Here is a 13,089-nt window from a genome sequence, read left to right on the forward strand (position 1 = left end):
CGAACGCGCCATCCTGCTCTATGCGCGATCCGCCTCGGCGCCGACCATGTTTGTTACGGTAACATACTCCCAAGTCGCGGGCGATGGGCGAAGATCAGCCGAACAAGGGGAGGCTCGTCTGCCATGCATCGAGGCGTGCTCGCTGCGATCCATCAATTCCCCGCTAAACGCCGGGCTATCGAAGAACTCGCCCTGAAGAGCGAGACTTTTCGTCTGCTTTGTACCGATCTCGCTGATGCCGAAGCAGCTCTGTACAACTGGAAAGGTTCGGATTCGCCCCTCAAGGACGAGCGCTGTGCGGAATATCTGTCACTCGTCACGGCGCTCAAAACCGAGATCCTGGAAATCCTCGATGCGGAACAATCCAATGCGGCCGAATGAAATTGCGCATGACGGGCCACATTGCTGGCTTTCTCGTGAGAAGGGCAACAGGCCGGGTGGCCGAGCCCGGACCGAGCGGGATTTCGCCTTGTCGAGACTGAAGCGGTTCGCCGTCGCCGGCGCTATGGGCTGCACGCTGCTGTCCGCCCCCGCCGTGGGAGCGGATCTCCAGCCGCAGCCGCCGGTGCCGGCGCAGCCGGCACCGGGCTCCTGGCAGTTCCAGGCGACGATCTACGGCTGGGCGACGTCGCTCACGGGCACCGTCGGCGTTCGCAACCTGCCCGCGGCGAAAGTCGATGCATCCTTCGCCGACGTGCTCGAGAACCTCGACGGCGCCCTGATGGGCTCCTTCCTCGCCAAGAACGGCGACTGGATGTTCCTGATCGACATCGTCGGGGCCCGGCTTTCCGACAGCGCGACGCTGAAGATAGCGAACGCGCCCACCGTCAAGTTCAGGCAGGGCCTGTTCATCGCCTCCGCCATCGCGGGTTACCGGCTGCCCCTCGGCGACCCGAACCTCGACGTCAGCCTCACGGCCGGCGTGCGCTACCAGCAGCTCACCGCCAAGATGACGTTGTATCCCGGCCTTCTGCCGGGCCTCAGCCTGACGAACGAGGAAACCGAGGACTGGCTCGACCCCATCGTGGGCGTGGCCCTGCAGTACCGGATCAACGACCGCTGGTTCGTCAACGCACTTGCCGACATCGGCGGGTTCGGCGTCGGTTCCGACCTCACCGCCCAGGGCCTCGTTTCCGTCGGCTACAAGTGGACGGACACGGTCTCGACCGCGATCGGATATCGTGCGCTGTACACCGACTACAGCACCAGTGGCCGTCGCACGGGCACGTTCCGCTATGACACGACGATGCACGGGCCGTTCCTGAGCCTCGCCTTTCATTTCTGATGTCCGCGCGGAAGACCGAGGCCCGTTCAGAGTCCCGGAGACGCGTTGGGCGCCCGTCGCCACGGGGTAGTCTACCGTATCTTACGCTCCGGTCCGGCGCGCACGGCCTAGGATCGGCTCGATCAATCATCAGGTCCCCTGGGAGCCAGGCGGGGTCTTCAGCAGATCCGCAGCCCGGCGACGCGAGGGCGCAAGGGAGGCGATCGTGCAACAGGCATTCCGGGCCGGACTGGTGGCCGCTTCGGCCGTCACGGCCTTTCTCGCATGGACTGCGCCGGTAAGTGCACAGGATGCCCGGGCCATTCTCAAATCCGTGTCGGATTACGTAGGCGCCCAGGAGAACATTTCCGCCACCTTCGAGTCGGACATCGAGGTGCTGACACCCGATCTGGAGAAGATCCAGTTCACCAGTTCCGGCAGGATGGCGCTGACGCGGCCCGACAAGCTCTATGCGCAGCGCACCGGCGGCTATGCCGATGTCGAGCTCTTCTACGACGGCAAAACCGTCACGATCCGCGACAGGAGTGCGAATGTTGCCGCCAGGGTCGAGGCCCCGGCGACAATCGACAAGATCGTCGATGAGTTGCGAGACAAATATGGCGTCGAGGCGCCGGGCGCAGACCTCCTGCTGAGCGATACCGCGGCGGCGCTGACCAGCGGCGTGGTCGAGGCCAAATACATCGGCCGCGGCGTGATCGACGGTGTCGAGTGCGAGCATCTCGCCTTCCGCAACGACGAAGTGGACTGGCAGTTGTGGGTCGCAGTCGGACCCAAGCCCATTCCCCATAAATACGTCATCACCAGCAAGACCGTGACCGGCGCGCCGCAATACACGCTGCGCATTCGAGACTGGTCCGAAGCCGAAGTCGGCGCCGACAGCTTTGCCATGAAGCAGGACAACACGAAGGTCGTCGCATTCGACGAGCTTGGCCATGTCGACGAAGTGCCGGCCGGTATCGTTCGGGAGACAAAGCCATGACCTCTCGCGGAAAACGCAACCTTGCGCTCGCCGGCGCCGTGGTGACGGCGACCCTGGCCATGGGCGTGGCCGACGCTCCTCTGCTCGACGGATCACTCAGATGGGCCACGGCCGAGGCGATCATCGGCCGGCCGCTGACGCCCCTCAGCTACGCCGGCGTGGCCCGTCGCACCACCCGCCGGGCCTTTGCCGCCGGTGCCGCGGCAGGCGCCGCAGCCGCTGCTCCCTATTACGCCGCTCCCGTCTCGCCGGCCTGTGTCCAGATCGTCGATCCCTATGGCCGCATCGTCTATCGCTGTCCCTAACCTCGACCTAGCCCTCGGGCAGCACCGCCGTTTCATTCAATGGAAAGGTTGACCTCATGCTGAAGAACTTCGCTTTCGCCACCATCTGCCTGACGTCGATTGGCACCGCAGCATTCGCCCAGGACGCGACGCCGCTTGCGACCTATGCCGACAAGGACGGCTATCTCGACGTCCAGGCGCTCACATGCGCACAGCTCGCCGGCACGTACCAGGAGGATGCCGACGCCCTGACCTCCTGGTACAGCGGCTGGTACAACGGCCTTGCCAAGAAGCACATGTACAATGTGCAGCGGGCCAAGGGGCTCGAGCACGAGGTCATCGTCTACTGCAAGGCGAACCAGGACAAGAAGGTCATCGAGGCCATCGCCGTCGTCTTCAAGGACGAGCGTGCCAAGCTGGGCATTAAGATGAATTGACGGGCCAGAGCCCCGCTCAGCTCCCTCGGCCTCGACCCTGGTGCGGAAGCCCGGGGTGGAGGCCGCCGGGCCCCGGCTCAGGCCTCATCGACCAGAGCCGGGGGATGACGGCCGCTGCGATGCAGACGGGCCGAGAAGACAGTATGGGCGCATCGGCCGTTCCGGATGGCGATGTCGCGCATCCTTGGGCCCGGCGAAGAGATTCCCGCCTTGTGCTGCCGGCCGACAAGCGCTTTACCGCGAGCGATCTTGCAGCCGCGGCGCGAGGGATTGCATGTCTCGATGGGCGCGCGTTCCTGACGGAGGCGGGTGCTGGCGTAGCCGCAATCGAAGCCGCCCCCCTCACCGGCCGGCTCGCGCAACAGGCATTCAGTGCATCAGGAGGCGCACACTGCGCAAAGAAGCGCAGGCAAGAGACTTGAATTCGGCATATGAATCCTTCTGTTGGTGAAAAATATAGTGATTTTCGAACAAAATTGACGGCATATATTTATATTGCCTTCCGCGTAACCTTCGGAAATCCTGCGCTGCCACACCACGCAGGAGGCTGCCATGCCCGTGGGAACCGATGACGATGACAGGCTTTACGGAACCAGATTTGCCGATGTTCTCGAAGGTCTTGGGGGCGATGACGATCTCGTCGGCTATGCCGGCGACGACAGCCTTTTCGGCGGGGATGGCAACGACCGCCTGTGGGGCGGTCCCGGCGCCGACCTGCTCGATGGCGGCGCCGGCCGCGACACGGCAGTCTATCTCTCCTCGCTCGCCGGCGTCACGGTCGACCTGCGCCTCTCGGGACCGCAGGAGAGCGCCGGCGACGCCGCAGGCGACGTTCTTGTCGGCATCGAGAACGTCACCGGCTCGCGCTTCAACGACGTCCTGATCGGCGATTCCGGGAACAACACGCTGCGCGGCGGCGCGGGAGCGGACATCATCGATGGCGGCGATGGCATGCGCGACAGGGCGAGCTACGCCTTCTCGCCCGAGGCCGTCGACGTCAACCTCGACCGCCCGGGACCGCAAATCGGCGGCGATGCCGAAGGCGACATGCTTTACAATATCGAGGACCTGACGGGCTCCAGCCATGACGACCGGCTGACCGGCAACAACCAGGACAACGTCATCAATGGCGGTGCCGGAGCCGACATCATCGACGGGCGCGGCGGTTCCGACACGGTGGAATACACCGGTTCGCCCACGGGCGTGAACGTCGACCTGACGCGCAGCGGTCCGCAGATCGGCGGCTATGCCCAGGGCGACGTGCTGATCTCCATCGAGAACGTCTACGGCACGGAGCACGACGACTACATTGCCGGCAATTCCGGCGCCAACCGCCTGTCCGGCGGAGCCGGAAACGACGTCATCATCGGCGGGACCGGCTGGGGCTACGATCACATCAACGCCGGCACCGGCGACGACCTCGTGGTGCTGAACGGTGTAGGCCGCGCCGACGGCGGCGAGGGCACCGACCACCTCGTCCTCGACTTCCGCGCCGCGCAGACCCAGCTCGCGCCGGGCCCAGGTGGCAATTGGGAGTTCGTCGGCTTCAGCGCCACCCATAATGCCGATACGGGCGAAATCTACCTGTCGAGTCTCGGCGTCGGCAAGTCGGGAGCTGCGGTCGGTTTCGAGCAGTTGACCATCGAGGGCTCGACCGGCCGCGATTCCTTCATCGGCACCCCGGGCGCCGACGTGATCCGCGGCCATGAGGGTAACGACTTCATCAGCGGCGGCGGCGGCGCCGACTTCCTCGACGGCGGCACGGGCTTCGATCGGCTCATGATCGACGAACGCGATGCGACCGACGACCTCCTCGTCGACGTTGCCTCCGGCATCATCCCCGGCGGCGCGACGGCGATCGGTTTCGAGCACCTCGTCGTCATGACCGGATCCGGCAACGATACCGTCTACGGGCTCGACGGCGACAGCGGCCTCGGCAACCTGGCCGGCGTCACGCTGACGGGCGACTATTTCCTCCTCGGCGACGGCGATGACGTCGCCTATGGCGGCGCCGGGGGCGATCGCCTCGACGGCGAAGCGGGCAATGACCGGCTGTATGGCGAAGCCGGCAACGACCATTTCTACGGCGGCGACGGCGACGACCAGCTGTGGGGCGGCACCGGGGCGGACGTGTTCAACTACGTCGGCAACGAGACCGGCTACGACCGCATCGAGGATTTCGAGGACGGCAGCGACCGGATCCGCTTCCTCGGTGGACCTCTCACGAATGTCGACGAGGTCCTCGCCGCCTCGCGCGAGGTCGACGGCGGCGTGGCGATCGAATTCGGCGATGGCGGCATCTTCATCGCCGGCATCGAGCTGTCCGACCTCGATGCCGGAGATTTCCTGTTCGGCTATTGATTCTGGGCAGGTCCGCCGGCCGGGGCACCGCGTCCTCTTGCCGGCGGAACCGGCACCTTCGTCGGCAGGGGCCGGCTGACGAGGTTCATCAGGATCTGCTCGGCCCGTCGGCCGATGGTGACCTCGCCGATCTCCGGCGTCTCGAACACCCGCTCCTCCGCCACGAGCGCGACCAGCTGGCGTGCGTTGTCGACCGTCACTTCGATGCGCCTGTAGGCCGCTACGCTCAGCGCCTGGGCCGCAATCACCTGGGCTATGAGGTCCTTGATGACGATCTTCTGTCGCATGTCGCCCTTGAAGGCCCCGTCCAGCATATTGATCGTCAGCAGCATCGCCACGCCTCCCGCTCCCCGCTTGCTCTAGGAGGCCGTTTTGCCGGCGGCGGAACAAGTCAAATGCGCGCCATTTTCTTTACCGATGCGGAACCGAGGCGCCGCCGAGTGAAGGAGGCCGGCATGCCGTCGCATGCCGGCCCCTGTCGCGCTAGGAGGTCAACACGTCCTCGATGCGGATCGGCAGGGTGCGCACGCGGATGCCCGTCGCGTGGAAGACCGCATTGGCGATGGCCGGGGCCATGCCGACGAGGGCGATCTCCCCGAGCCCCTTGACCCCGAGCGGATTGACGTGCGGGTCGACCTCGTCGACGAAATGCGCCTCCAGGTGCGGGATGTCGAGGTTCACCGGCATCAGGTAGTCGGCCATGTGGGCGTTGACCGGTCGGCCGTCACGCCCGTCGAGTGCCGTGCGCTCCATCAGCGCCATGCCGATGCCGCCGATCATGCCGCCGATGCACTGGCTCCTGGCAAGGCGCGGGTTGACCACCCGCCCGATGCCGTAGGCCCCCACGGCCCGGCGCACCCGGATGGTGCCGACGTCGGGATCGATGGCGACCTCGACCATCACCGCGCCGAAGGCGTGCATCGAATAGCGATGTGCGACCTCCGGATCGCGCTGGGCCGAGGCATCGGCCTCGATCGCGCGTCCGGCGCTCGCCACGATATCGCGATAGGGCTGCCCGGGCGCCTGATCGCCACGCCGCCTGAGGCGGCCTGCCGCCCATTCCACGTCCTCGACATTCGCACCGAAGACGGGCGAGCGCTGGTCGGCGACGGCGAGCTTCGCCGCCTCCTCCTGCGCCGCGATGCAGGCGGCGCGGATGGCGGAGCCGACGGAGGCCATGGTCCACGAGCCGCCATGCGAGGGTGCCGGCGGAAAGTCGGAGCGGCCGAGGCTGAAGCGCACCCGCTCCATCGGCAGCCCCAGCGTCTCGGCCGCGACCTGCGTCATCGAGGTATAGGTGCCCGGTCCCATGTCGCTCGCCGCCACCTCGACCTCGGCCGTGCCGTCGGGCCGCAGGCGCACCAGCGCGCTCGCCGGCGCGTGATAGGCGGGATAGGTCGCGGACGCTGCGCCCATGCCGACGAGAAGGCGCCCGTCGCGCATCGCGCGGGGCTTGGGATCGCGCCGTGACCAGCCGAAGTGCTCCGCCGCCTGGTCGTAGCATTGCAGCAGCGAACGGCTGGAGAACGGCTTGCCCCCGGCCTCGTCGATCTCGGGCTCGTTGCGGCGGCGCAGCTCGACCGGGTCCATGCTGAGCGCATAGGACAATTCGTCGAGGGCGCATTCGAGGGCGAAGATGCCGCTCGCCTCGCCCGGGCCGCGCATGTGGTTGGGCGTGCCGGTGTCGAGCGGCGTCAGCCGGTAGCGGGTGCGGACGTTGGGACAGGAATACATGTAGCCGGTGGCGGCGGTCAGCGCCTCCAGGAACTGTTCGTAGCGGCTCGTCTCACCCGTCCCCTCGTGCACGACGGCGGTGAGCTTGCCTCCCCGCGTCGCACCAAGCCCGATCCGCTGCAGCGTGCGCGGCCGGTGGCCGGTCGTGAAGAACATCTGCTTGCGCGTCAGCACGAGCTTGACCGGGCGCCCCGCCTGCCGCGCCGCGAGCGCGGCGAGCGTCACGTGCGGCCATGTCCTGAGGCTCGTGCCGAAGGCCCCGCCGATGAAGGGGCAGTTCACCTGCACGTGCTCGGCCGGAATGCCGAAGATGGCGGCGATCTCGGCCTGCTCGTTGACGACGAACTGGCTCTTGCTCCACAGCGTCAGCCGGTCGCCGCTCCAGGCCGCCACCGTCGCATGCGGCTCCATCGGGTTGTGGTTCTCGCGGGCGATGTCATAGGTCTCGTCGACCTTCACTTCTGCATTCGCCAGCGCGTTGTCGGCTTCGCCGCGCGCGGTATCGGCGGGAATGCGCGCGTCGGGCTGCGCCGCCGCCTCGGGGATGATCGCCTCCGCCCGCGGGTCCTGGGGATCGACCGTCGGCTGTTCGCTCTCGTAGCTGACCTGAAGGGCAGCCGCCGCGCGCTCCGCATGGTCGAGCGTGTCGGCCACCACGATCGCGACCGGCTGGCCGTAGAAGCGGACCTTGTCGTCCTGCAGCACGTGCAGCCGCTCGCCGACGGCCGGGTCGATGTAGGTCTTGTGGGCGCCATAGGCGAGCCGCGGCGCATTGCGGTGCGTGATGACCGCGACGACGCCGGGCATGGCTTCCACGCGCGCGCTGTCGATCGCGGTCACGCGCCCGAGGCCCACGGTTGCGCTGACGATCACAGCGTGGAGTTGGCCGTCCTGATTGAAATCGGCCGCATAGCGCGCGGCTCCGGTCACCTTGGCGCGCCCGTCGACGCGGGGCAGCGGTTGTCCTACGATCGTGCCGGTCATGCCACTTCCCCCGTCATCTCGAGAGCCCGGACGATCGTCCGGGGCAGGAGTTCGAGCTTGTAATGGTTGTGGCTGAGGGGCCGGGCCCCCTCGCCCGCCAGCCGCGCCGCCTCCTCGAATGTCCGGCGCTCCGCCGGCTGCCCGACGAGCGCTGCCTCCGAGGCGCGCAGGCGCCAGGGCTTTGTGCCGACGCCGCCGGCCGCAAGCCGCGCCTCGCGGATCACGCCGCCCTCGATGACGAGGATGGCCGCAGCCGAGACGAGGGCGAATTCGTAGGAGGCGCGGTCGCGCACCTTGAGGTAGCGCGCGCGGCGGTTGTCGGGCCCGCCGGGAATGCGCAGCTCGACGATGAGCTCGCCCGGCGCCAGCGTATGTTCGAGATGCGGCGTGTCGCCCGGCAGGCGGAACAGCTCCTCGATCGGGAAGGTGCGCTCGCCCTGCGGCCCGCGGACGCGCATCGTGGCATCGAGCGCCACGAGCGCGACGGCCACGTCGGAGGGATGCGTCGCCACGCAGTGCTCGCTCGTGCCGAGGATCGCATGGCCGGCGTTGAGCCCGTCGATGGCCGCGCAGCCCGACCCCGGCGTGCGCTTGTTGCAGGCGGCGTCCAGCATGCGGAAATAGGGGCAGCGCACCCGCTGCAGCAGGTTGCCGCCCATGGAGGCCATGTTGCGCAGCTGCGGCGAAGCGCCCTCGATGAGGCTCTCGGCGATGATCGGCTGCAGGCGCTGCACGTCCGGATGGGCGGCGACGTCCGACATGCGGGCCAGGGCGCCGATGACGAGGTCGCCGCCCTCGACGCGGATCTCGTCGAGTGGCAGGCCGTTGATGTCGACGAGCCGCTCGGGGCGTTCCACCTCCTCGCGCATCAGGTCGACCAAGGTCGTGCCGCCGGCGATGTAGCGGGCTCCTGCGGCGGCAGCGGCAATGGCCGCCTCGGCGCTCTGCGCCTTCTCGATCGTGAACGGCAGCATGCTCACGTCCTCCCGGCTGCGTCGGTGACGGCCGCGACGATGCCCGGATAGGCGCCGCAGCGGCAGATATTACCGCTCATCCAGAACTGGACCTCCTCAGGCGATCCGGCATGCCCTTCGGCGATGCAGCCGATGCCGGACATGATCTGGCCGGGCGTGCAGAAGCCGCACTGCAGCCCCTCGTGCTCGATGAAGGCCTCCTGCAGCGGGTGCAGCTCGCCGCCGTTGGCAAGGCCCTCGATCGTCTCGATGCGGGCGCCGTCGTGCATGGCCGCGAGGGTCAGGCAGGATACGATCCGCCTGCCGTCGACGAGGATGGTGCAGGCGCCGCAGGCCCCCTGGTTGCAACCCTTCTTCGTGCCGGTGAGGTCCAGCCTCTCACGCAGCACGTCGAGCAGCGACTGCCGGGGATCGACGTCGAGTTCGTGAACCTGGCCGTTGACCGTCAAGCGCACGCGGGACGCCATGGCCGCCTCCTGTGCTGAAGGCGCTGCGCCCTGGGCGGCGGCGCCCGGGATTGCCGCGAACGAGGCGGCACCACCGGCCAATTGTAGCACGCCACGGCGCGACAGCGCCCCGGCATCACCCGGGTTCGGGTTGCGGTCTATCATTGGAACCCTCCTGAGAGGCCGCGGCCCGACGAGGTAACGGAACACAGATGCCGCAGCTCTTTTGCCTGCGGGAAGGCTAGCCGCGCGCCAGCTGAGGCAACCAGCGCATGGAGTGCTGCGTTTTGTACGTGGGTGCTGTCATGTCGCTCACGAAACCGTGCTCGCCCGCGCCGACGCGGCAGTCCCGCCCCGCGCGTACGACGGCGTGCGCGATGGCCGGCACGAAAGGCGCCACCTCCCGGATTCGGCCGCTACTTCGGTCCGGGACGAAGATATGCTGGAGCGCGCCGCCACACACGGTGTGGAGGCGTTGCCGCGATGCGAGCGGATCGACCGCGCCGGACGATCGCGGTCCGATTGTTCAAAAAATGAGCATCCACGCGCCGGGCGGCGGGCCGGCCGTCAGAGGCGGCTCAGGCGCCGCCAGAGGCCGGGCGTGACCTTCAAGGCCTTCTGGAAGACGCGGGTGAGATGGCTCTGGTCGACGAAGCCGCACTGATGCGCGATCTGGTCGATGCGCAGGTCCGATTTCAGCAGCAGGCCCTTGGCCCGCTCCAGGCGCTGCGCAAGCAGCCACTGGAGCGGCGTCGTGCCCGTCGTCACCTTGAAGGCGCGCGCGAAATGGCTGCGCGAGAGGCGGCAGGCGGCGGCCAGCTCGTCGAGGCCGATGCGTCCGTCGATATTGGCGAGCAACATCTCCTTGGCCCGGCGCTCCTGCCAGGGCGCCAGCGCGCCGCGCGGCGGACGGGATGCGGCCTGCCCCCCGTACGATGCCGTAAGATGCGCGAGCAGCGCCAGAGCCACATAGTCGACGAACAGGCGGCTTGCCGCGTCCGGCCGTTCGAGGGCCGGCAGCAGGCATTCCCCGAGGTGCCGGATGACCTCGTCGTCGAGGATGACGTCCGGCGAGGCGCGTAGTGCTGCGAGGCGCGGCCGCTCGTGCTCCTCCTGGAAGCGGTCGAGCGCTTCGCGCGGCATGTAGAGGGAAATGCAGTCGACGGCCGCCTGCACCACCGCCGAATGCTCCTGGTTGAGGTCGGCGATGAGGGATTGTCCATCCCGGATGGCCGGCCGCAGGACAGCCCGTCCGTCGACCCAGTGGGGCGCAGCCGGCAGGTCGAGCCTCTGCAGGCACATCAGATAGCCGTCCTTGCGCTCGAACTGGACGGGGAAGCCGGTCCTGGCCTTCTGCCACGTCATGCGCGAGGCCATCAGCTCGGCCGACTGGAGCGTGCGGATGGCGAGCGCCTCCGGCTGCTCGGCTCCGTGGAAACTGGCGGAATTCCGGTCAACTCGTTCCGTCATCGGCGTATCTCCGGAGTGGACGACCTGAATCGATCTGGCAAGACAGCCCGATAAGTATTTCCACCGTCGACCAAAAGACGCCCGCTCGATCAGGCGCCATGCAGGACGGTCGGGAATGCTGCCGCTTCGGTGCGGGAACGGCGCGGCAGGATCCACGTGGACGGCGAAGGGGAGAAATAGCGCGGCCGGCGGCGGAGGCATGTGCACCGACCGGGCATCAACGGCATCCCCGCTAGCTTGGATTGGATTGATTCCAAGATAGCGGCGCCGGTGCCAAACGCCAAGACGGACGTCGGCACCCGCTGCTCGTTGGCGATAACCTCACATCCAGAAAAAGGGGATGGCGAGAATGGCCGTCGCGCAGGCCGCGAGCGTCGCCGGCCAGCCGATGCGCAGGAAATCGGCGAAGCGATAGCCGGCGATGCCCATGACGATGGTGTTGTTGTGGTGCCCCACCGGCGTCAGGAAGTCGATCGAGGCGCCGAGGGCGACGGCGATCAGGAAGGGCTCCGGCGGCAGGGCAGCAGCGCCGGCGATGTTCATGGCGATGGGCGCAAGGACGATCGCCGTCGAGGCATTGTTGACGAAGGGCGTGACGACGACCGCCAGCAGGAGCACGGCACCGATCATCACGAGCGGGTGCTCGCCCGGCAGGGCATGCATGAGGCCGTCGGCGAGCACCGCCGCAGCGCCTGTGGTCTCCACCGCCTGGCCGAGCGGGATCATGGCCGCCAGCATGATCAGGATCGGCCAGTCGAGTTCGGCAAGGCCGCGCCGCAGGTTGAGGCTGCCGGCCGCCGCCAGCACAAGGACGACGCCGCCGAAGGCGAGCGGCGGGGCGGCGCCGAGAATGCACGCGACGACCCCCGCCGCGAAGACGCCGAGCGGCAGGCGGGACGTGCCGCCGTCCTCCGGGCGTTGCGGCGTCGGCCAGAGGGACAGCAGCTCCGTCTCCTCCACGGCCTCGTCGATCGCGTCGCGATCACCTTCGAGATAGAGGATGTCGCCGATGCTGAGCTGCAGGTCGTCGAAGCGGCCCTCGATGCGCGGCGTCTGCGCGGCGACGGCCAGGATGCGGATGCCCCGGCTGTGGAAGCTCTCCAGCGAGCGCAGGCGCGAGCCGACGAGCGTGCTCTCGGGCATGATCACCGCCTCGACCCGCTCGGGCCTGCCCGTCAGCGGGGCGGAGAACGGCAGGCGGGCCAGCATGCCTTCGGCGATCCAGTCACTGACGCGGGTGCTCTCGGCCTCGAGCAGCAGGATGTCGCCTACCTCGAGCTGCGCCTCGGGACGCCGCAGCACGTGGCGGTCATTGCGGATCAGGGCATGCACCCTGGCCGGCAGCGCCGCGACGGCCGTGCCGACGAAGGCCGAGCCCGGCGGGATGACGGCTTCGGTGACGACCCGCCGCCGCATCTGCCCCGGATGGCCCGGCATGCCGGCGCCCCCGTCGCGCAGCGCCCGCCCGGCCCAGAACACCGTCACGATCACCCCGGCCAGCATGACGGGCACGCCAGCATAGGCGAAGTCGAAGAAGGCGAAGGCCCGGCCGGTGCGTTCGCCGAGCTGCTGGGAGACGATCAGGTTGGCCGGCGTGCCGCTGAGCGAGCACAGGCCGCCGAGGAGCGCCGCGAATCCGACCGGCATCAACACCCGGCGCGGATCGAGCGCCGTGGCCCGGCAGACGCTGAAGACGACGGGGATCATCAGCGCCAGTGCGGCGATGTTGTTCATGAAGACGGAGATGACCGCCGTCACGGCGCACAGGATGGCGCTCGTGCTGCGGGTGCTCCACCCCGCGGCGCTGATGCGGCCGGCGAGCCCCGAGAAGAGGCCGGAACGACCGAGCACCTGCGCGATCAGCAGAAGCTCGACCACCGTCACGAAGGCCGGGCTGGAGAGGCCCGAGAAAATGGCCGGGGCAGGCAACAGCCCGGCGAGCGCGGCGAGCCCCAGGCCCGACAGCGCCACCACCTCCATGCGCAGCCTGTCGAGCGCGAAGACGACGAGCATGCCGACGAGGAGAAGAAGGATGCCCGCCTGCTCGAAACTCATGCCGTGCTGCCCCGCATGCCGCCCCGCCGTTGACGGACGAACGCCGTCGATCGCACCGATAGCACGGGGCACGGCCCGGG

Annotated in this window: 12 protein-coding genes; 6 read left to right on the forward strand and 6 right to left on the reverse strand. The window is 68.1% G+C overall.

Going from position 1 to position 13,089, the window contains the following annotated elements; all coding sequences use genetic code 11:
* Positions 1-123 precede the first annotated feature (123 nt).
* The 6 genes from AL346_RS24810 (at position 124) to AL346_RS19100 (ending at position 5,346) form a co-directional block, all read left to right on the forward strand.
* Complete coding sequence (locus AL346_RS24810; RefSeq protein WP_082312580.1) at positions 124-381, forward strand: hypothetical protein; 258 nt, start codon at positions 124-126, stop codon at positions 379-381.
* An 88-nt stretch (positions 382-469) separates the two neighbouring features.
* Positions 470-1,285 carry a hypothetical protein gene (locus tag AL346_RS19080; RefSeq protein WP_156332806.1) on the forward strand — a complete coding sequence of 272 codons (816 nt, stop codon included), beginning with the start codon at positions 470-472 and terminating at the stop codon, positions 1,283-1,285.
* Positions 1,286-1,490: 205 nt separating this feature from the next.
* The gene (locus AL346_RS19085; RefSeq protein WP_245258959.1) at positions 1,491-2,264 is read left to right on the forward strand and encodes a DUF2092 domain-containing protein; all 774 of its coding nucleotides are present in this window, start codon (positions 1,491-1,493) and stop codon (positions 2,262-2,264) included.
* Positions 2,261-2,569, forward strand: coding sequence for a hypothetical protein (locus AL346_RS19090; protein ID WP_019404324.1), 309 nt, complete (start codon positions 2,261-2,263; stop codon positions 2,567-2,569). The genes AL346_RS19085 and AL346_RS19090 overlap by 4 nt, the downstream gene beginning before the upstream one ends.
* Before the next feature lie 56 nt (positions 2,570-2,625).
* Positions 2,626-2,985 (forward strand): HdeA/HdeB family chaperone, encoded by a 360-nt coding sequence (locus tag AL346_RS19095; protein WP_019404325.1) that lies wholly within the window; start codon positions 2,626-2,628, stop codon positions 2,983-2,985.
* Positions 2,986-3,537: 552 nt separating this feature from the next.
* Positions 3,538-5,346 (forward strand): calcium-binding protein, encoded by a 1,809-nt coding sequence (locus AL346_RS19100; protein ID WP_019404326.1) that lies wholly within the window; start codon positions 3,538-3,540, stop codon positions 5,344-5,346.
* Here the strand turns inward: AL346_RS19100 and AL346_RS19105 are convergent.
* The 6 genes from AL346_RS19105 to AL346_RS19135 form a co-directional block, all read right to left on the reverse strand.
* Complete coding sequence (locus AL346_RS19105) at positions 5,340-5,684, reverse strand: hypothetical protein (protein WP_156332807.1); 345 nt, start codon at positions 5,682-5,684, stop codon at positions 5,340-5,342. The genes AL346_RS19100 and AL346_RS19105 overlap by 7 nt on opposite strands.
* A 145-nt stretch (positions 5,685-5,829) precedes the next feature.
* Positions 5,830-8,064 carry a xanthine dehydrogenase family protein molybdopterin-binding subunit gene (locus AL346_RS19110; protein ID WP_019404328.1) on the reverse strand — a complete coding sequence of 745 codons (2,235 nt, stop codon included), beginning with the start codon at positions 8,062-8,064 and terminating at the stop codon, positions 5,830-5,832.
* Complete coding sequence (locus AL346_RS19115; RefSeq protein WP_019404329.1) at positions 8,061-9,038, reverse strand: xanthine dehydrogenase family protein subunit M; 978 nt, start codon at positions 9,036-9,038, stop codon at positions 8,061-8,063. The genes AL346_RS19110 and AL346_RS19115 overlap by 4 nt, the downstream gene beginning before the upstream one ends.
* A 2-nt stretch (positions 9,039-9,040) precedes the next feature.
* A complete protein-coding gene (locus AL346_RS19120) occupies positions 9,041-9,649 on the reverse strand; it encodes a (2Fe-2S)-binding protein (RefSeq protein WP_082312581.1) in 609 nt (202 codons plus the stop codon).
* 402 nt (positions 9,650-10,051) lie between these two features.
* Positions 10,052-10,954 carry a helix-turn-helix domain-containing protein gene (locus tag AL346_RS19130; protein ID WP_019404332.1) on the reverse strand — a complete coding sequence of 301 codons (903 nt, stop codon included), beginning with the start codon at positions 10,952-10,954 and terminating at the stop codon, positions 10,052-10,054.
* A 321-nt stretch (positions 10,955-11,275) separates the two neighbouring features.
* On the reverse strand, positions 11,276-13,009 hold the full coding sequence (locus tag AL346_RS19135) for an SLC13 family permease (RefSeq protein ID WP_019404333.1): 1,734 nt from the start codon (positions 13,007-13,009) through the stop codon (positions 11,276-11,278).
* Positions 13,010-13,089: the final 80 nt, after the last annotated feature.

The sequence above is a fragment of the Chelatococcus sp. CO-6 genome (genome assembly GCF_001271345.1).
GTDB lineage: Bacteria > Pseudomonadota > Alphaproteobacteria > Rhizobiales > Beijerinckiaceae > Chelatococcus_A > Chelatococcus_A caeni.